At 31.1% G+C, this 18,929-nt stretch carries 19 protein-coding genes; 4 read left to right on the forward strand and 15 right to left on the reverse strand.

The genetic code is table 11. From position 1 onward, the window contains the following. Window positions 1-452: 452 nt before the first annotated feature. The gene (locus J2Z44_RS20170; RefSeq protein ID WP_021282842.1) at window positions 453-1,043 is read left to right on the forward strand and encodes a sigma-70 family RNA polymerase sigma factor; all 591 of its coding nucleotides are present in this window, start codon (window positions 453-455) and stop codon (window positions 1,041-1,043) included. A 199-nt stretch (window positions 1,044-1,242) separates the two neighbouring features. Here J2Z44_RS20170 and lgt read toward each other — a convergent pair whose 3' ends face one another. The 3 genes from lgt to J2Z44_RS20185 are packed head-to-tail and all read right to left on the reverse strand — an operon-like array spanning window position 1,243 to window position 3,209. Continuing rightward, entirely contained in the window at window positions 1,243-2,046 is an 804-nt protein-coding gene (lgt, locus tag J2Z44_RS20175) for a prolipoprotein diacylglyceryl transferase (protein ID WP_021282841.1), read from the reverse strand. Window positions 2,047-2,064: 18 nt separating this feature from the next. Then, window positions 2,065-2,634 carry a chromate transporter gene (locus J2Z44_RS20180; protein WP_021282840.1) on the reverse strand — a complete coding sequence of 190 codons (570 nt, stop codon included), beginning with the start codon at window positions 2,632-2,634 and terminating at the stop codon, window positions 2,065-2,067. After that, window positions 2,631-3,209, reverse strand: coding sequence for a chromate transporter (locus J2Z44_RS20185; protein WP_021282839.1), 579 nt, complete (start codon window positions 3,207-3,209; stop codon window positions 2,631-2,633). Before J2Z44_RS20185 ends, J2Z44_RS20180 begins: the two co-directional genes overlap by 4 nt. 114 nt (window positions 3,210-3,323) lie before the next feature. Between J2Z44_RS20185 and J2Z44_RS20190 the strand changes: the two genes are divergently transcribed. Then, window positions 3,324-4,196, forward strand: coding sequence for a LysR family transcriptional regulator (locus J2Z44_RS20190; protein WP_021282838.1), 873 nt, complete (start codon window positions 3,324-3,326; stop codon window positions 4,194-4,196). Window positions 4,197-4,603: 407 nt separating this feature from the next. On the opposite strand, the gene J2Z44_RS20195 is transcribed toward J2Z44_RS20190, so the two are convergent. Both J2Z44_RS20195 and J2Z44_RS20200 read right to left on the reverse strand, forming a co-directional pair. After that, entirely contained in the window at window positions 4,604-4,846 is a 243-nt protein-coding gene (locus tag J2Z44_RS20195) for a hypothetical protein (RefSeq protein ID WP_021282837.1), read from the reverse strand. Window positions 4,847-5,308: 462 nt separating this feature from the next. Beyond that, window positions 5,309-5,752, reverse strand: coding sequence for a DUF134 domain-containing protein (locus J2Z44_RS20200; RefSeq protein WP_021282836.1), 444 nt, complete (start codon window positions 5,750-5,752; stop codon window positions 5,309-5,311). A gap of 456 nt (window positions 5,753-6,208) precedes the next feature. Between J2Z44_RS20200 and J2Z44_RS20205 the strand changes: the two genes are divergently transcribed. Then, the gene (locus tag J2Z44_RS20205; RefSeq protein WP_021282835.1) at window positions 6,209-6,574 is read left to right on the forward strand and encodes a NifB/NifX family molybdenum-iron cluster-binding protein; all 366 of its coding nucleotides are present in this window, start codon (window positions 6,209-6,211) and stop codon (window positions 6,572-6,574) included. A 226-nt stretch (window positions 6,575-6,800) separates the two neighbouring features. Here the strand turns inward: J2Z44_RS20205 and J2Z44_RS20210 are convergent, their stop codons facing one another. From J2Z44_RS20210 to J2Z44_RS20220, 3 genes are all read right to left on the reverse strand, one after another. After that, on the reverse strand, window positions 6,801-8,801 hold the full coding sequence (locus J2Z44_RS20210) for a methyl-accepting chemotaxis protein (protein ID WP_021282534.1): 2,001 nt from the start codon (window positions 8,799-8,801) through the stop codon (window positions 6,801-6,803). Window positions 8,802-9,237: 436 nt separating this feature from the next. Next, entirely contained in the window at window positions 9,238-10,092 is an 855-nt protein-coding gene (locus J2Z44_RS20215; RefSeq protein ID WP_021282533.1) for an SDR family NAD(P)-dependent oxidoreductase, read from the reverse strand. Window positions 10,093-10,107: 15 nt separating this feature from the next. Then, the gene (locus J2Z44_RS20220) at window positions 10,108-12,048 is read right to left on the reverse strand and encodes an oxidoreductase (RefSeq protein WP_021282532.1); all 1,941 of its coding nucleotides are present in this window, start codon (window positions 12,046-12,048) and stop codon (window positions 10,108-10,110) included. Between the two features lie 152 nt (window positions 12,049-12,200). Between J2Z44_RS20220 and J2Z44_RS20225 the strand changes: the two genes are divergently transcribed. Then, window positions 12,201-13,745, forward strand: a complete 1,545-nt coding sequence (locus tag J2Z44_RS20225) for a PucR family transcriptional regulator (RefSeq protein ID WP_021282531.1) — start codon at window positions 12,201-12,203, stop codon at window positions 13,743-13,745. 238 nt (window positions 13,746-13,983) lie between these two features. Here the strand turns inward: J2Z44_RS20225 and J2Z44_RS20230 are convergent, their stop codons facing one another. The 7 genes from J2Z44_RS20230 to J2Z44_RS22020 all read right to left on the reverse strand — a co-directional run bounded on the left by J2Z44_RS20230 (window position 13,984) and on the right by J2Z44_RS22020 (window position 18,796). Further along, window positions 13,984-15,054 (reverse strand): GGDEF domain-containing protein, encoded by a 1,071-nt coding sequence (locus J2Z44_RS20230; RefSeq protein WP_021282530.1) that lies wholly within the window; start codon window positions 15,052-15,054, stop codon window positions 13,984-13,986. Between the two features lie 662 nt (window positions 15,055-15,716). After that, window positions 15,717-16,040 (reverse strand): hypothetical protein, encoded by a 324-nt coding sequence (locus J2Z44_RS20235; RefSeq protein ID WP_021282528.1) that lies wholly within the window; start codon window positions 16,038-16,040, stop codon window positions 15,717-15,719. Between the two features lie 5 nt (window positions 16,041-16,045). After that, window positions 16,046-16,213 (reverse strand): hypothetical protein, encoded by a 168-nt coding sequence (locus J2Z44_RS20240; RefSeq protein ID WP_021282527.1) that lies wholly within the window; start codon window positions 16,211-16,213, stop codon window positions 16,046-16,048. Between the two features lie 62 nt (window positions 16,214-16,275). Further along, window positions 16,276-16,860, reverse strand: a complete 585-nt coding sequence (locus J2Z44_RS20245) for an RHS repeat-associated core domain-containing protein (protein WP_021282526.1) — start codon at window positions 16,858-16,860, stop codon at window positions 16,276-16,278. Window positions 16,861-17,028: 168 nt separating this feature from the next. After that, window positions 17,029-17,484, reverse strand: coding sequence for a DUF4304 domain-containing protein (locus J2Z44_RS20250; protein WP_021282525.1), 456 nt, complete (start codon window positions 17,482-17,484; stop codon window positions 17,029-17,031). 230 nt (window positions 17,485-17,714) lie between these two features. Next, on the reverse strand, window positions 17,715-18,083 hold the full coding sequence (locus J2Z44_RS20255) for a hypothetical protein (RefSeq protein WP_021282524.1): 369 nt from the start codon (window positions 18,081-18,083) through the stop codon (window positions 17,715-17,717). A gap of 50 nt (window positions 18,084-18,133) precedes the next feature. Next, window positions 18,134-18,796 carry an RHS repeat-associated core domain-containing protein gene (locus J2Z44_RS22020; RefSeq protein WP_021282523.1) on the reverse strand — a complete coding sequence of 221 codons (663 nt, stop codon included), beginning with the start codon at window positions 18,794-18,796 and terminating at the stop codon, window positions 18,134-18,136. Between the last annotated feature and the right edge of the window lie 133 nt (window positions 18,797-18,929).

The following is an 18,929-nucleotide window of genomic DNA, read 5'->3' on the forward strand; positions in this document are numbered from 1 at the left end:
TACAAAAGCGCAAAATTAATGATAGGGCTTTAGAGGTAATTAATTCCTTAATTCACTTAGATGAAGTAAGTTAATTTTGTTGTAAAGTGGTGTAAGAGTAAGAGTACATAGGTTAATTTCAAAATGTGGTACTGGTAACCCTGAAACCCTTGATTAATTAGCTCACTATTATGGCATTCCAAGGCGCTTGTTGAACATAAGTTCACTTCAGTTAAAAACTAATTAGATTATAATTCCATTTTCTATGGAAATTTTAAGGAAATCAATAAAGAAGTAGTTAAATAAGCTATTCATTTGGTTTCCTACCTCTACAAACTACTGTCACCTATAAAATCTGCATATAATTCCTATTATAAGGAACCAGAGTTAAAATCCCATGAAACCCTCATATCTACATTTCATTTTTTCTTTATATTTCTAACTTATAATTTCATATTGAAAGGAGAACTTTAATGGATTTTGATAAAATCGAAAATTTGGTGTTACTTTCAAAACAAGGCAATTCTAAAGCTAAAGAAGAATTATGTGCCCAGTTTACCCCTTTAATTATAAAGCTTTCAATGAGAACCTATATAAACGGTTTTGACTTTGAAGATTTAAAAAGTGAATGTTATAAAACCCTCTTTAAATGTGTCCTCCTTTATGACCCCAGTAAACATCGCTTCGTAGCTTATGCTACCAATGCAATTAAAAACTCCATAAACAATTTAATCAGAACTTCCCTTAGAAAGTCCCATGGAGAATGGTGTAAAATCCTAAGCTTAGATGATAATCTTGAGAAGGTACTTTCCTATGATATGGTTTCTGTTGAGGATATGTTATTTAAAAATGTATTTCACAAGGAATTAAAAAATGAAATAGCTAAGCTTTCCTTAGATGAACAGCTCCTTATAGAATTTTTATACTATAAGAAAACCTCCTTAAAAGCCTTTGCAGCTTATAGGGGTATGCCCTATGGAAAGGCCTTTAATATAAAAAAGAAAATGCTAAAGAAATTAAGAAAAATTATTGATGCGGAAAATTATTACATATATTTCAATTAATTCTATGTACTTGAAAAAATTAAGGAGTTTATTCATATTTGTCAAGTTACCTAACTATATAGGGATGATAGTAGCATGACAAAAAATGCCGCTCAACATGAACGGCCTATGCCAACGTTAATATTATTCTAAGTTATCAATACTAGCATCATTACTTTTCAGTGGCATCTATCATATAATTCAAAGTCTTTTACTGGGATTACAAATTTAAGTACTTTCCATGATAATCATTCCCTTGTATTTTTCCTTTTTGTATTAATGCAAACAAAATAATTCCTGTAACAATCAATAGAAGTGACAGAGCCTGTGATACCCTAATCCCTCCAAATAAATATAAGCTATCAGTTCTAAGCCCCTCTATTAAAAATCTACCTAATCCATAAAATATAAAATAGATTGCAACCATAATACCATCCTTCTTAGTTTTTCTCGCTATGGCAATCAAAAGTATAAACAATAAAAGATTCCATATACTTTCATAAAAAAACGTAGCTTGATGCCACTCAGATATGGCCTCAATATACACACCATAAGGGAAAAATTGAAATTTAGGATTGGCAATTAACTCACCATAGGCTTCTTGGTTAACAAAATTTCCCCATCTACCAATTGATTGTCCTAATACTAAGCTTGGAATCACTAAGTCAACTAGTTTTAACAATGGGAACTTATTTGCCTTAGTGAAAATTAATGCTGCCAGCATCCCCCCTATTACTCCTCCATATATTGCTAATCCACCTTCCCTTATTGCTAATATATTTATTGGATTATTTGCATAAACTTCCCACTCAAAAGCTACATAATACATACGAGCACAAATAATGGCAATAGGTAATGCTATAAGAAAATAATCAAAAATTAAATCTGTTTTATATCCATTCTTTTTCGCTCTATAACTTGCTAGTAATATGCCTAATACCATACCAACTCCTATAATTACTCCATACCAAGCTATATTAAACCCTTCAATACCAAATAAGTCTTCAATTAAAAATCTATTCATTCTTCATCTCCTCTTTTTTTATTGCATAACAAATGGATAAACACATAAACCAACAACTCCTGCTCCAATCATTATTAAAACTGGATTAATCTTCCATCTTCTAAGAATAACTAATGCAGCAAAAAAAATCGTCACTGCAATAATATCTATATCCTTTATGTTAAAGGAAACGCTCTGTCCATTCCAAAAGGCTAAAATTATTAAAGCTAATCCTGCCGATGCAATCATTGCTATAACAGCTGGTCTTAGTCCATTTAATACTGCTTGAACAGTAGATAATCCTCTATATTTATAATATATATAAGCTAATATAAGAACAATAATGCAAGATGGAAGAACACATCCTATAGTGGCTGCAAGGGCACCTAGTATACCAGCAATACGTATTCCTACAAATGTGGCTGAATTAATACCTATTGGACCAGGTGTCATCTGAGATATTGTTATAACATCTGCAAACTCGCTCATAGTTAACCAACCATTGATATTGACTATTTGATTTTGAATCAATGGCATGGCTGCATAACCGCCTCCAAAACTAAACAATCCTATTTGAAAAAAGCTCCAAAACAGTTTTAGTAAAATCACTTCAAATCACCACGCTTTTTTACATATCTAGAAAAGTACATAGATATGGCTCCAATTACCCCACTGGCAAAAATTATTATGACAACATTGATATTTAGGATAAATGAGGCTATAAATGCACCTATCATAACCATGATAGGTAATACCTTTTTTTCTTTTAAAAGTTCTATTACCATACTAATTACAACATCCAAAACTACAGCTGCGACCCCTGCCTGCATTCCCCTAAGTATATATTTTACAATTGCATTTTCTATAAAAGCGGAGTACGCAATTGATATGATTGATAAAATAATTAAAGGTGGCAGCACAGTACCTAAAATAGTTATCATAGCTCCTAATATTCCCGCCAAACGATATCCAACTAATATTGCTGCATTTACTGCAATGGCACCTGGTGATGATTGAGCAATTGCTGTTAAGTCTAGCATTTCTTTTTCCTCTATCCAATTATACTCTTCCACAAACTTTTTCCTCATTAGCGGAATAATAACATAGCCTCCTCCAAAAGTAAATGCACTTAAATAAAACGTTGAAGTAAATAACTTAAAATAGAACTTTAAGTTCTTTTCCATCTTTTATCTCCCCCTGACAGTAATTATTATAGTGCTTGTAAATTTATAAGTAAAATTATATTATTTTATTATATGTATAACTATTTAGTTATGTATGCTATAAGGAGGATATTTATGACATTAAGACACCTAAAGATATTTGTATCCGTATGTAAGGAAAATAGTATTACCTTAGCAGCAAAGAAACTCTATATATCCCAGCCTGCTGTAAGTAATGTAATCAAAGAACTAGAATCTTATTATGGAACTCAACTTTTTGAACGTATATCAAAGAAGCTATATTTAACTGAAGCAGGAAAGATAATATTAAATTATGCGCTTCATATCAACTCTCTTTTCGAGGAATTAGAAGCAACAATAAGGAGTTCATCTACCATAGGAAGACTAAGGATTGGTTCAAGCATTACCATAGGAACTCACCTCATGCCCTATTACATTAAGGAATTTTCACTGAGATATCCTGATATTGAAACCCTTGTAACCATTGATAGTTCAGATATCATAGAAAAGCTAATTTTAGAAAATGAGTTAGACTTTGCCCTTATTGAAGGAATTGTACACTCTGAGCACATTATTTCAAAGGATTTTATTAATGATGAGCTTGTAGTAATTTGTGATTTAGAAAATCCCCTTCTAAAAAAAGAAGTTATATCTGTGGAGGACTTATCTACCCAAAAATTCCTAATGCGTGAAAAAAATAGTGGAACCCGCGAACTTGCAGAATCCATTCTATTACTTCACAATATTTCCCTTAAACCCATTTGGGAAAGTTCAAGTACAGAGGCTATCATTAATGGGGTATCACAGGGTATTGGAATTTCCATTCTTCCATTACAATTGGTTCAAGACTTTATTGACAGAGGCAAAATTCGCAAATTAGAAGTTCATGGTCTCAAATTTAATCGTCAATATCATATTATTTATCACAAAAATAAATTTCTAACTCCAGCTTCTTTAGAGTTTATACGTCTATGCTGTGAAGTATAATTGTGTTTTTATCTAAATTTAGTTTAATGAGGATTATTTTATAATAAATATTTAAAGCTTAAAGTTAGTTATACAAATATCATAGTAAAATTCACTAACCAAATTAAGAAAAGTTATTGATGTGGAGCATTATCATATGTATTTAAATTAAGGTTTACGCTTACTCTTACTTTTTAAGAAAAAAACTCCAATCTCTTAATAAGTAAAGTGAGTGTTACCTATAAATTAAATAATTAATAGTGAAAACTACTTTTGCATAAGACTTCCTAACAAATTAAAAAGATTAAACCAAACTCCTATCACAGAAATTCAGTCTAATCTTTTGATTTATTATACCATATTATGAGCTTTGAACCCTTCACATCACAAGGGTACTAGATTTTAAGTATTAAAATATAAAATTATAACTACAAAAATACCATTCTTATTTCACTATTGTACTCTTTTAACTGTTTTATAAATAAAGTTAGATTTGAACAGTTAGTTGAGTGCTCATAAATAATTATATCCGGGTAATATTCCTTGCACTTAACAATGGCATCTAAAGGATCTTTAGTTACATAAACTAAATTCATTCCTTCTTTAAACATCACTTTCATTACTGAGTTGTAAATTATATCTGAATCTCCAATTAACATTATTCTATCCAAATCATTCACCCGTTTTAATTGTAGCCTAAATTAAGGTTTTCTACAACACCATTTACTGCAAAAACTCTCTCAAACTCTTACTTTTAGACATAAAAATCTCATGCAGCTATTAATTTCACCTAGTAATTAATAAACCTTTGCAATGCTCCATTTATAAGTTCCTTGCTTAGGTACAATGCATAATGTGCTATAAGAATATCAAAGCCATGGGTACACATAGCGATTTAACTTCTACATTATCCATGGCTTTATCCATATTAAATTGCAAATATTCTTTTATTACATATCTTTATATAGATATATATTATTATTAATATTTATTCTTTTATTTATATCTTCTTAAGAAGATATAGTGTTTATGCCACTTTCAGAGATTTTGTTGAAATAACTCCCATAAAAAAACCTGATAATTATCACTATGGAATCCCTACAGATAAGTTGATACAAAACTTATTTTAGGATTTACTTACCTCTTCCATGACACCACTGTCCACAAAATCCAGCTTTTTTGCTGCATATTACCTGGGTTGATTTACATTTAGGGCAAGCTTCTTTATCTAGCTGAAAATTAATATCATAGACTTCACCACATTCCATACACTTATATTTGCAATGGTTTGTTGTGTAATGTCCACCTTCTATTCTTATAGCTTTCCCTTCTGTTAAAGCAATAGCTACTTTTTTTCTTGCACTATCAATTATATTTTGGAAGGTTTGGCGTGACACTTGCATTTTTTCAGCACACTCTTCCTGATTTAGCTCTTCTATATCCTTAAGCCTCATTGCTTCTAACTCTTCAACCTTAAGTATAACTTCTTCAATTTCACATTTTGGTTTTCCAAAAGGTACAAAATAGTTGCTTTCTGGAAAAAACTCTACTCTTCTAAATTTAGTTGGTCTTGGCATATTTTCTTCCTCCAATGCTATGTATCACATTAACTTATTTTTCAATTCATAAACTATTTTTATCCCCTTAACAAGTCCTTAGATATCCCTGATAAGTTTCAAGTTGGATAATTCAAGTCTACCATCGTCCATAAGTGTCTATTAAACTTTTTGCCGTTGCTCTATAAAGTGAACTTATCCATTTTTTATTATCTATATTATAGGGACTTACTGGTATTTCAAGTAATATGTTTCTTTAAGGATTGTTATTCAATTTTACACACTTTTATGCTAAGGAATTATTAGCCCTGTTCATTATACTTACATTGTAATACATAAAAGATTATTGTCAAATGCTAATAATTTATTGCAACCTTATTGACATATTTTCAACATAAGACTATTATACTTTATATAGGCATATGCCAATAACTTATTTTAAAACTTAATCTATTATTTTATATTGGAGGTTATATTATGAAAATTGCATTACCATCTCGTAATAATTCTATTGATAGTCACTTTGGACATTGTGAGTACTTCACAGTTTTTACTGTTGATACTAATACTAAAGAAATCCTTTCTTCTGAGCAGGTAGCTTCACCAGCAGGTTGTGGCTGTAAATCAAATATTGCTTCAGTTCTTGCTGACATGGGAGTTAAAGTTATGCTGGCTGGAAACATGGGAGACGGAGCTGTAAACGTACTTAATAATGCAGGAATTCAGGTATTACGTGGTTGCTCAGGGGATGTGAAAACTGTAGCTTCTAGCTGGCTTCAAGGTGCCCTTGTAGATTCTGGAGAAGCTTGCCATGCTCATGACCATGAGTGCCATAATCATTAACAGTAATACTAGTGTTTCTTCTAAATAATTGTATTGAAATATATTATTGTTTAGAAAAGTGCTTATGCACCAATGACTTATTCATTACCCACTATAATAAAAACCACTATACCAATTTTAAAAATTGATATAGTGGTTTTTATGTTTTATTTTAATAAATTAAGTTATTTATCAACTTTTATTGGCACCCTATTATTTTTTGCAAATTATTCACCCATATTTAAATCTAATGTAAATTAAACTTTTCCACAAGTTTTTGAAGGTTTTCAGTAAGATTCTTAAGTTCATCTACTGAATTTGTAACCTCTTCCATTGTAGAACTTATTTGTTCTGCTGATGCAGATACTTCTTCAGTGGCAGCAGCAGTTTCTTCTGATATAGAGGATATGTTTTCAATTTGACCTACTACTTTTTCTTTCTTATTATTTATATTCAATGAATCTTCTTTGATTCTAGATATATTTTCTTCAAGTACTAGTATAGACTGACTAATTTCATCAAATATTTCTTGTGCCTCCATTACTGCCTTTTGCTGTTCATCAACAGTTGTACTTGTTTCATTCATTGCTAGATATGCATTTGATGCACTAGTTTTTATTTCATCAATTATATTCTTTATTTCCACAGTGGAATTTTTAGATTGTTCAGCTAACTTTCTGATTTCATCAGCTACAACTGCAAATCCTCTTCCTGCTTCACCAGCTCTTGCAGCCTCTATGGATGCATTTAATGATAGTAAATTAGTTTGCTCCGTAACTTGAGATATAGTATCAGAAATTGAATTTATCTGCTCCGTTCTTTTTTTCATCTCTTCTATAATATCTCCAACTTGAGTTGTAGAATCTTTAGTTTTACCTGACTTTTCTGCAAGGATTTTAACCATATGAATTCCTCTAGAAGTAAGAGTTTCAGTATTTTTATAGACTAAACTTAATCCTTCAGTGGATTCTAATATTTTATTTAAGTTCTCAGCTAGTTCATAAATATCTTCTGTTCCCTCTTGAGAGCTTTGCGCAGTTTTTACAGAGCCTTGAGCAATTTCTTCCATTGCATTTGACACTTGATCTATTGAAGCACTAGTTTCTTCAGCCATGGAAGCTAAGCTAATTGATGTTCCAAGAACTACACTGGATGATTCCTTTACAGATAACATTAACTCTGCCATGTTTTTTATCATGGAGTTAAAATTTTCTCCTAACATTCCAAACTCATCTTTTGATTTTATCTCAATACTAGCAGCTAAATCACCATTGGATGCCTTATTAAAACCATGGTTTAGTTTTGCAACTTTAATAGAAATATCTCTGCTAAAGAAATATGATATTATTGAAGCTAATCCTACTACAATAAAAAATGATATGATGATTTTGCTTCTAAGTTGTTTTGTATCTTTAGTTATTTCAGATTCATTCATTGTAGCAACTAGTTTCCAACCAGTTGTTTTATTAGTTTCATAGCTTGTGTATTTTTTTACACCATCATATATATAATCTCCAAATCCATTGGTATTTGACTGGATTTCCTTCCATATAGATAGCTTAGTAGCTGTGTCTTGACCAATAAACTCTATATTAGGATGGGACAAAGTTATTCCCTTACTATCGGTTATATAAACATAGCCAGATTCACCAATCTTAACGGTTGATAGAGATTTTGATAGATTTTCTAATGAAATATTCATTGCCACTACTCCAACCATATTTCCGTCTCGTTCAACTGTCTTTGCAATTGAAACTACTAGTTTTCCAGTTCTTGCATCTTTAAAAGGCTCTGTAATAATTATTTTACCCTTGTTTTCTATGGCTTTCTTATACCAAACTCTTTCCTTATGGTTGAAGTCCTTTCCCATATCACCTTTAGGATAAATAATAAATTTTCCTTCATCTGTTCCAAAGTAAGCACTAAAAATATCATCGCTACTTTCTTTAACATCTTTCAAAAAAACCTCAGCAAATTGAATTCTACTTTCAACTAAACCAACTTCTTTAAAGTTTACGTTAGTGGAGAGCATTTTAATTGGATTTATAAAGGTATTAAAATAGGTTTCTAATCCTCTATTAATTTCTGTTAAGCTTTGCATACTGGTTATCTCAAACTTTTTTGCAAGTAAATCTTTAGATTGATTATATGATGTTATACCTATAATAAGAAATGTTACTATGCAAATTGAAATTAAACTTAATATAAGTTTACCCCTTATACCTATTCTGATAATGCTTCTTTTCATCTACATATCCCCTTTACATCTTTAATAGAAAACTATTCTTTACCGCAAAATATAACAATAATCGATTAAGCCTTATACTTTATATTCGTTTGTTTCACAAAAACTTTATGATTTATTAACAATCTTTACATATAATTTATGGTTATTTTTAAACTTTTGTGAAACTTGTGTAATAATCTGTAAAATTTATTATACAGTTAAACATATACTTGTTATAAATATTTTAACTAATTTCAGTTTTCTACGCACAAAAGCCATGGATAAACAGAGAATTAATTTCTCTATTACCCATGGCTCTATTAATGTTAAATTATCAAACATTGGTTTTTCTCAGCACTTGAATTATAAATATTATCATAATATCTTATTGTAATTCTCGAAACTTAAATGATGACACCTTATAACTCTCTATGCTATAAATAGGTCAAATTATAAACTACTTTTTAAAGAAACTAATATCAGGATTTTTACCCTCTAAAATATTCTTAACTCTTAATCCAATTATAGGATTATACTGTGGATGTGTAAGAATATAGAAGTTTTCATCTTCAATTCCTTGGAATACGCTCATGCCTATGGAATCAATAGGCATTCCTGTTTTAATTACATGTTCTGATTGCTTAAGTCCAGCATAGAAGCCTTCACTTGTGTAGTATGGATCTTCATCAATTTTAAACTTCTCTGTTCTTCTCTTGTCGCAATTATGAAGATCTGTTTGAATATAACCTGGGCAGAAAACAGACATTTTTATTTTTGATCCCATTCCTTGAAGTTGATAGTTTACTGCTTCACTTAAGGCAACATTACCAAACTTTGTCATGTGGTAAGTTGGCATAGCTGGTGATGTAAGTAAACCAGCCACACTTGCTACATCAACAATATGACAAGGATTGTCTTGCTTAAGCATAATAGGTACAAATACTTTTATTCCATAAACTACGCTGTATAAATTTGATTCCATGATGTAATCTATGTCCTTTAAAGGTAGCTCCCAAATCTTACCTGGCACAACTACTCCAGCGTTGTTGAAAAGTAAATGCACTTCTCCAAATCTTTCAATAGTTTCTTTAGCTAATTTTTCTACTTGATCATACTCTGTTACATCTATTACTAGTGATAAAACCTCTGTGCCTTTTTCTTCTAATTCTACCTTTACCTTATTTAGGTTTTCTACATCTATATCAGCTATTACAACCTTCATGCCTCTTAAAGCCGCTTCTCTTGCTAGTTCTCTTCCTATACCATTAGCTGCACCTGTAACCACAGCAACTTTATTTTTAAAATCCTTCATATGAATTCTCCCCCTCTATTCTAATGTATAAGCTTTATCTAAGCCTGTTTGAACTGCTTGGCCTATTCTTCCTGGTTTTTCTGCATCCCCTAAAACCAATACCCTGCTAAAGTTCTCTCTGAAGCTTTGAACAAAGGCATCATTTACTTTAACTCCTAGGGATAATACAACTGCCTCTGCTTCCATATTTACAACACTGTTAATTAATGTGTTTTCAGCAACTATACCCTGTTTATTGATTTTTACTAATCTATGAGAAGGTAACATTGCTACTCCATGTTTTTTAAGTCTTGTAGTTACATCTATTAAGTTTGGCAGATATGCTCCTGGTCCAATTTTATTTTGCATTTCAATAACTGTTACATTGTTTCCTGTTTCAGCTAAATACTCTGCAGTTTCTAATCCTGTTAATCCTGAACCAACCACTATTACTTTTTTATCCTTTAATACTACTTTCTTTCCTAATATATCTTCAATAGTACAAACATTGCCCTCTTCAAGTCCTGGTAATTTAGGAATATTTGGCTCAGCTCCTGGTGCTACAAATACTGCATATGGGTTAAGGTTCTTGATTTCTTCTATAGTAGCTACTGTATTAAGTCTAATTTCTACTCCTAATCTTCTCATTTCACCTTCCAGGTGATTTAAGAAATCATTTAATTTTGTTTTTAATGGTGGCACACTTCCTAAATAAACACTACCACCTAATACACTTCTTTTTTCAAATAGTACGGGCTTAAATCCTCTTTCTGCTAAAGTAATTGCACTTTGCATTCCAGCTGGTCCTCCACCAACTATTGCAACTACACGATTATTACCATTAACCTTTAATTCATCATAGAAATCTTCTCTTCCTAACTTAGGGTTTACAGCACATTTAACACATTTTATTCCCATAAGCTCTTCTATGCAGTATAAGCAAGAGATACATGGTCTTATTTCTTCTTCTCTTCCTTCAATAGCTTTCTTTCCCCACTGTGGATCAGCTAGTTGAGCTCTTCCTAAAGCCACAAAGTCTAATCCATCTTCTTGTAATAATTTTTCAGCAAAGTCTGGTTTTTTAATAGCATCACAAGCTATTACTGGAACTTTAACTGCAGCTTTAATTGCCTTAGCTAGATGTCTTTTCCATCCTTGAGGATAAGATATTGGCTCAATGATAGCATTTACTGATTCATAGGTTCCAGAGCTTACGTTTATGGCATCTACTCCTATGCTTTCTAAGTATCTAGCCATTTTTACAGCTTCCTCTAAGTTAATTCCTCCTGGAACAAACTCATCCCCATCTATTCTTACGGAAATTGGGAAGTCTTTTCCACAGATATGTTTAATTCCTAATATAATTTCTGTGATAAATCTCATTCTATTTGAAAATGAACCACCATACTTATCTGTTCTTAGGTTTGTTGATGGGCTTAAGAATTGTCCAATTAAATATCCATGGGCACCATGTAATTCAACTCCGTCAATTCCAGCAATTTGAGCTAATTTTGCTCCTTTAACAAATTTCTTAACTAAGCCTTCTACTTCTTCTGTGGTTAGTTCCCTTGGCATTTCACCAATAGCTGAGCTCATTACTGGGCTTGGAGCTACAATTTGTTTTCCTCCAATTAATCTTCCATGAGATTGTCTTCCTGGATGATGTAATTGAAGAAAGATTTTAGAGTCATATCTGTGTATAGCTTTAGCTAATCTTTCAAGTCTTGGAACTTGATATTCATCTGTAGCACAAAGTTGGTTAGGAGTTCCAACCCCTGTCTCGTTATCAACTCTTGTGATTTCAGTAATAATTAATCCGCAGCCGCCTTTTGCACGCTCTTCATAGTATCTTATTATTTCATCTGAAGCTTCTCCTGTTGATGATGCTAATGAAGTTCCCATAGCTGGCATAACAATTCTATTTTTTATAAATAGGTTACCAATTTTCCCTGGTGTAAAAAGTTTATTGTATTGCATTACAAATACCCCCATTCAAAGATTTGTTAATAATATAACAAATCTTTGAATTTATGAGTATATGAATAGTGGACAAAAACTTCTTTTCTTATTGTGCACTATGCACTATACTGTAAATATATTGTAGATTTTATTTTTGGGGAGTGTTCAAAATGAAACTAACTTTTTATAACATATATAATAATTTCAAGGATTATAGCAGGTTAACTAATGTTTTAGAGCTATCATCACAGATACCACTTCTTGAAGCAAAGCTTATTGTTAAAAATCAAAAGATATTTAAAAGCAATTTTCTTTATGTTGGTACAACTAGCTTTATTGTTAAAAATAAAATTAAATTTGAACCTTGTCATGTTCTTCTTATTGATGACTTAAAGGAAAACTTTCCAATGGAGTGTGTTGAAGGTTGTTCTTATGTGATTTTAGAAGGTAGCTGTGACCTTTTTCAAGTGTTTAATCAGATTAGTGAAATCTTTACTGAAAATAATTTATTAAATAATATAAAAAACAGTACAAGCCTTAGCAGTATTGCAGAAACTGCCTCACAACTTTTAGACAATCCAGTAGTAATAATTGATAGTAGTTATAGGGTTTTAGCTAATTCTGAAACCTCAAAAATATCTGATAAATATTGGGTAGAAAATATAAAAAAGGGATACTGTTCTTATGATTTTATAGCTTATGTTCGAAACATGGAAAGTATAAAGACTTCCCTTAATAATGCATTCCCATTTCAAGTAATTTGCGCTAAAAGCCCCGTTGAAAGGTGGGTAAGCAAAATCTTTGTTGGTGGTAAATTAGTGGGATATATTGTGGTTCTCTTATGTGAATCCCCTATGGAGGCTTCTAATAAAAATATATTACCTTCAGTTTCTAACGCTATTTCCAAGTATCTTGAGAAAACTTCCAATAACTTGAGCTTAGAGAACACTGATTATAAAAATTTCTTTATGGATCTTTTGGATAATAATATCTCAGATGAGAAGGCCCTAAATGAGAAGTTTAAAAGTTATAATATAGCTTTAAAAAGTAAATTCTTAATTATTGCTTTAAATATTGATAACTATGATTCCACCAATAATATTCCTAACTATTTGTCTTATGAGTTAAATAAATTATTTCATAAAAAAATACATATTTACTATGAAAACTATGTAGTTATCCTATATGACTATGATAATGACCCTTTCATTTCACTAGAACATCTACAACAATTGGAAAGCTTTGCTCTAGAAAATCATATTTTTCTTGGAATAAGCAATTCCTTTAATAATTTGCTCCTCTGCAAAAATCACTTTAATGAGGCAGTAAATGCAATTAAACTTGGAAAGAATTTAAACAAATTAAATACTATTAATTACTATAAATCCTTCCAATTTTATGACTTTTTATATAACTCATCAAAGCTAATGGAAATTGATAGTTTTCTTCACCCAAGCCTAAAAACTCTTAAAGCCTTTGATGCAGAAAATAATACAGAACTTTATAAAACTCTATATATTTACTTAACAAATAATCAAAATGCTGTATTTACTGCAAAACAACTATTTGTTCATAGAAATACAATTAAGTACAGACTGGATAAAATAGCTGAACTAGCCCATATAGATTTTAAAAATGAGGAAGAGATTTTTCATATATACTTTTCTTACAAGTGCTTTATGAATAAATCACTTACCTTTCATAAACATAATTAAGGAATCTTTAAAAATAAATTAGTCAGTATCCTTGAGTTCCTAAACAAGCTTGTGGGCATAAGCAAGCTCTTGAACATAAGCTTGCCTATGAACTGAAAATATCATTCCCATCATTGACTTATTATTTATTTTCAGTTGACTAAATAAGCTTTCATACTAAAAAGCACCTACCAAAGTGAATTGCTCCCTTTAACATAAAGGGAACATTCCAAAATAGTAGGTGCTTTTTAAGCATACTCTATAATTTGTTTAACATATTATTTCTTTTCTTTTCAGCTTTGTCAGCGTACATCTTTTTGTCTGCCTTATCCATTAGAATCTGCAGAGTGCAATCCTTATACTCACTGGATAACTCATAACCAGCTGCATAACTTATTGTAGTTCCATTTTCTTCCTTACTAAATTCTTTAATATTATCATCAATGTTCTTAAGTAAAGCCTCAACTTCCTCTTTACTTGTATCTAATAATATGGCTATGAATTCATCACCACCATAACGTCCTACAAAGACCTTCTCTGTGGCTGTTCTTCTTAGGATGTTTGCGAAGTTCATTATAAGAGCATCCCCAGCCTTATGACCAAAATTATCATTTACTACTTTTAAGTTGTTTAAATCAAACATAATGCAGGCATCTATTTCATCACTACTTAAAATGCCATGCTCATATAGGAATTTATCACAACAACCCTTATTGGGAAGCCCTGTGTTTATATCTATAAAAGCAAGTTTATTTAGCTCTTTATTTTTATGATTTAAAATAATAGCTGCTACTGTTTGATATACGAGCAATAGTATTATGGACGCTACATTAACAGCTAATATAATTTCTGTGTTTTTTAACTTAGTGGCAAATTTCTCTGCATAAACTTCTGCTGCCTTAACAGTTTCGTTAGCCATTTGGAAGTATTCTTCACTTAGTTCTAATATGTTGGTGTTCTCAGCGCCCTTTAAGCGTGTGTCCAATACTTCTTCCTTAAGCTGATTCCACATAATTTCTTGATTAGTAATATAACTACGAAAGTCCCTATCGTGTATTTTAACTAAGCGTGTTGTCCCTTCACCATTCTTTAAATCCCTAATTATAGTATCTAATTCTTCCATAAGAGCATCATTAGGTTTCCTTGCTATTTCAAGTTTTACAAGTCTTTGGGTGCCACCTCTAACAATACCAGCATAATTGATTATCTTAGCACTGCCTTGTATTTTATTTATATCCATTATTATTGACCCTACAAGTACTATTAAAAATATCACTAATATACTTTGAACTAAGTTCCATAGGAATTTTGATTTTTCTTTCTGATGCATAATCTGTCCCCCACAAATTAAAATGTTTAATTGCTTATTATTTACTATATATTATTACATGGTATAAGTTGGAATCCTTCTCCACAAAAGATCTTATGTATGTATTTTTATATTATTAAGCTTACACAAGAAAGAACAGATACTCTCTGCTCTCAAATGGTTTAAAGAAATAATATTTATACTTTTACTCCTTCAATCTCTTTAAATGTACCCTCTATAGAAATTAAATTTCCCCCAAAATCATAGGTATAGTATACAACCTAAGTTCCTGATTTATCAATTGATCCTATTATATCATTTTAAGCATTTCTTACATAGAAGTATTCAGTGTCGTTATTGGATTAATACATTAATTCCTCCTAACACAGTGAATGTAATGTTATACTGTTTAAGTAACTGCCCTACATTCACCATATTGCCCCAGTAAAAAGGATTTCTTCTTCCCTTTGCTAAATATTTCTTATAACCTTCCTTTTGTCTTTGCATTGCTGCTTTTTCAATATAATCTCTTTTATCAATAACTTCACCGATATATGGATTTACAAATAAATGGAACTCATCTTATTGCTAAAAAGAAAGTCCAATAAGCACTAAAGCCTACTGGACTGTTCATCTTATTCAAGAAATTTAAACATTAGTTTATTATTATGTGGTTATTCATGCTAATATTTTTTTATTTTAGTAACTTTTATCATTATAGGTATTAGTATAAAGATTAATAATAATCCTATAGCAGAAATATATATATTATCAATATATATTCCTATTGCCATCACTACTAGAGGCAAAATCATCATAAAAGCTCCTAATACAGCTAAATAGTTTTTTGTGTATACTATTCCTACTAACCCAACAACTGAAACAATTAAAGCAAATGTTATAATTATTAATCTAGAGCCTTCTCCATATTTAGAGACAAGATATCTAGTAAATATTATAGTAATTAAGACCAAAATAGCCCCTAAAGCTGGCATGATTTTCTTCACATTCATCATCTCCCATAATATTCATCTTTTATTCCGCTTGAAATTTTATCTATAACTACACCTGCACCAAAACCAGCTGCTGCGGAAAGTATATCAATCCCTGCACCTACATATTCTCCGTCATTTATACTCTTGCCACTATCCCATAGTGCAAATCCGACTGTACCAGCCACTCCTATAACATTTTTGGCAAATCTTGCACCTTTACCAAGGCTGCTTACATAGCTCCCTAATGTTAATGTTCCAAGTTCCTTCCATACTTTTTTTCTTTTATTAATACAACTGCCACCGCGGAACCTATTTCATCTATTGCACCCGATAAAGTTCCCTTAATAGTACTAGCTTTGTAGTTAAAACTTGAATCGCTACTAGAGTTTATTGAGTTTCCAGTATTACGTTTAGCAGTATTCATAACAGTGTATGAATTTTCTCTCATAGCATCTGTTTCCTCACCTACAGTATATACCGGTCTAAATCCATTTTTATCACTCATATTAACTGGATTATTTTTTGTATAAGCAAACATATTATGTACTAAAAGTTCTCCAGTTTGTCCAATCAAAGCATCTGCATTTATAAATCTCCCCCACGTTGGGTTATAATACCTTGACTGCAAGTAATATAATTCAGTTTCAGAATCATAACGATAACCACGATATCTATAAAGGTTCTTAACTCCTACAGTATCTTTAAGTGTTCCCTCTATAGAAATTAGTTTGCCCCATGAGTCATAGATATAAGATACTACTTGAGTTCCTGCTTTGTCTATTAGCCCAATTATTATATCACTTTGGGCATTTCTGTTTATAACTGCAATCATTGAAGGCTTTTCTTGTTTAACTTTAGAACTTTCCCTGCTTATATGAACTTTTTCTTACTCACTCTTTAATTTGTTAATTATATTGTGTTTTTCTTCCCGTAAAAATATGCTCCTGTCTATAGTAAACGATTTTTAATATTTCAACTGTTTACTATAAACGAGAGCATATTACCTATTCCCACTAGAATTTAAATTAAATTTGAAATACTTTTTTGCCCTTAAAGACATTGTATGCACAGCCTTTGGATTAATTTCAAAGTATTTAGCTAAACAACCCTCTAATACAGGCTTGATATTGATATTCATAAATTGAGTTACAGCTGAAAGTAGATCATCTATAATGACTGTATCCAAGTCTATACTTTGGCAACATTCACCATTCAATTCTAATGTAAATCTTCCAAATACATCACTGTCATATTCTTTTGGATATATCATATCTGGACTCTCTTCTTTAATTAAAAACCCAAAATTAATATAAAAACTATTGCTAAAATTAGATTTTTGTAGTGTGATAACAGTTATAATACTACCATCATCATGATAAAATGCGTTGCTTTCATATTGAAATCCAAACTTCCTAAAGACTTCTTCCAGAGCCTTTTTAAAAATTTTTTTATCCATGTTCTACCTCCTAATCTACTTAACTAATCCAAGACTTTGCTTTATCAGCACCTCATCCTATTATTACACCTGCTTATAAAAAAGAAGCCCAGCAAAACTATTATTCACTAGGCTTTAAAATATTTAATCACTTATTATATAGAATATATTAAATAATATTTTACCTTCATCTGATAATTTTAATTATTCCGTTATTACACTATATCATTATTCATTTTAGAGCATCAAATTTATTGTCTTCTAGTATTACGTGCTGCATATACAGGTATTAGGATTGATGCAAATAATATAAATAAAACTACACCTAGTGGTTTCCTAACAACATCATCCACTTGTGGGAATCCTTCTTTTATAACCATTCCTATAGATAGAAGAACACCAAATATTAGGAATAATATTGTTGAAATTATAGAATATTTCCTTACATTTCTATCCTTCTCTCTTATAGACTTTATCGCATATATCACTAGCATAATAACAAATATAAATATCTTTGTTTGTAAACTGATATTGTCCAATCCTACAGACTCAAGAATCTTTCTAGTTAATACTACTGCAATAATTCCTGATGAACCTATTAATAGTTCTTTTTTATCCATAAAAGTCCTCCTTGACTGTTCAGTTTTTCAATATACTTCATCTTATATTTTTATTCTCTTTTAAATAAATAGTTCTTAAACAATTCTCCTCCATAACTTGCAAAAGCACCTCCTACTGGCCCTGTTGGTATTGCGATTGCTGCCGCTAGTAAATCAATTCCTGACCTAGCCGTTGCCTCACCAAATCCATATTCTTTATAGTTATCTATAACTCCTCCAACAGTCATAAAAATCCCGATAACCCCGAGTGCCTTTAGTCCTCCTTTTAGGTATTTCACTGATATAGGTGCTGGAATCATTAATGGATAAGAATGTCTTGCTTGTGCTCTATTGAACGTTTTCCATACACGGTCAGGAATATTATCAAGAATATGCATTTCAGCAAGTTCATCTGCAAAAGATACTAGCAATCCCTTTGTTAATGATTTACCCTGTGATGCATCAATACCCAAAGCCGTTGGTTCTTTATATGCAGGTTGATTTCTTTTAGCACTATTCATAGCAGCATAAGAAGCTTCTCTCATTTCGTCAGTTTCTTCATCCATTGTATATACAGACCTAAAGCCTGATGGGTCTTTTGCCATTATAGGGTTATTTTTAGTGTATGCAAAGATGTTATGACCTAATAATTCTCCCAAGCTACCTGCTATTGCATCAGCATTAATAAATCTTCCCCACTCTGGGTTATAGTATCTACTTTGTAAATAATACAATCAAGTCTATAGGAATAGGTAAGAACTTGATATTATCGCCTTCTTTTCCCCTCCTCCACACCGTACAAGCGACTTTCACCGCATACGGCGTTCCATCAATGTCTATTAATTTATATTAAATCATAGGATTTCC

This window comes from Clostridium punense (assembly GCF_017874425.1).
GTDB classification, from domain to species: domain Bacteria; phylum Bacillota; class Clostridia; order Clostridiales; family Clostridiaceae; genus Clostridium_J; species Clostridium_J punense.

Excerpts from the sequence above, each read along its gene's own strand:
- J2Z44_RS20225 (WP_021282531.1), top strand. The coding sequence starts at position 12,201 with ATGAAACTAACTTTTTATAACATATATAATAATTTCAAGGATTATAGC.
- J2Z44_RS20255 (WP_021282524.1), bottom strand. The coding sequence starts at position 18,083 with ATGGATAAAAAAGAACTATTAATAGGTTCATCAGGAATTATTGCAGTA.
- J2Z44_RS20200 (WP_021282836.1), bottom strand. The coding sequence starts at position 5,752 with ATGCCAAGACCAACTAAATTTAGAAGAGTAGAGTTTTTTCCAGAAAGC.
- J2Z44_RS20220 (WP_021282532.1), bottom strand. The coding sequence starts at position 12,048 with ATGCAATACAATAAACTTTTTACACCAGGGAAAATTGGTAACCTATTT.
- J2Z44_RS20245 (WP_021282526.1), bottom strand. The coding sequence starts at position 16,860 with ATGATTGCAGTTATAAACAGAAATGCCCAAAGTGATATAATAATTGGG.
- J2Z44_RS20205 (WP_021282835.1), top strand. The coding sequence starts at position 6,209 with ATGAAAATTGCATTACCATCTCGTAATAATTCTATTGATAGTCACTTT.
- J2Z44_RS20185 (WP_021282839.1), bottom strand. The coding sequence starts at position 3,209 with ATGGAAAAGAACTTAAAGTTCTATTTTAAGTTATTTACTTCAACGTTT.
- J2Z44_RS20210 (WP_021282534.1), bottom strand. The coding sequence starts at position 8,801 with ATGAAAAGAAGCATTATCAGAATAGGTATAAGGGGTAAACTTATATTA.
- J2Z44_RS20215 (WP_021282533.1), bottom strand. The coding sequence starts at position 10,092 with ATGAAGGATTTTAAAAATAAAGTTGCTGTGGTTACAGGTGCAGCTAAT.
- J2Z44_RS20190 (WP_021282838.1), top strand. The coding sequence starts at position 3,324 with ATGACATTAAGACACCTAAAGATATTTGTATCCGTATGTAAGGAAAAT.
- J2Z44_RS20250 (WP_021282525.1), bottom strand. The coding sequence starts at position 17,484 with ATGGATAAAAAAATTTTTAAAAAGGCTCTGGAAGAAGTCTTTAGGAAG.
- J2Z44_RS20230 (WP_021282530.1), bottom strand. The coding sequence starts at position 15,054 with ATGCATCAGAAAGAAAAATCAAAATTCCTATGGAACTTAGTTCAAAGT.
- J2Z44_RS20170 (WP_021282842.1), top strand. The coding sequence starts at position 453 with ATGGATTTTGATAAAATCGAAAATTTGGTGTTACTTTCAAAACAAGGC.
- lgt (WP_021282841.1), bottom strand. The coding sequence starts at position 2,046 with ATGAATAGATTTTTAATTGAAGACTTATTTGGTATTGAAGGGTTTAAT.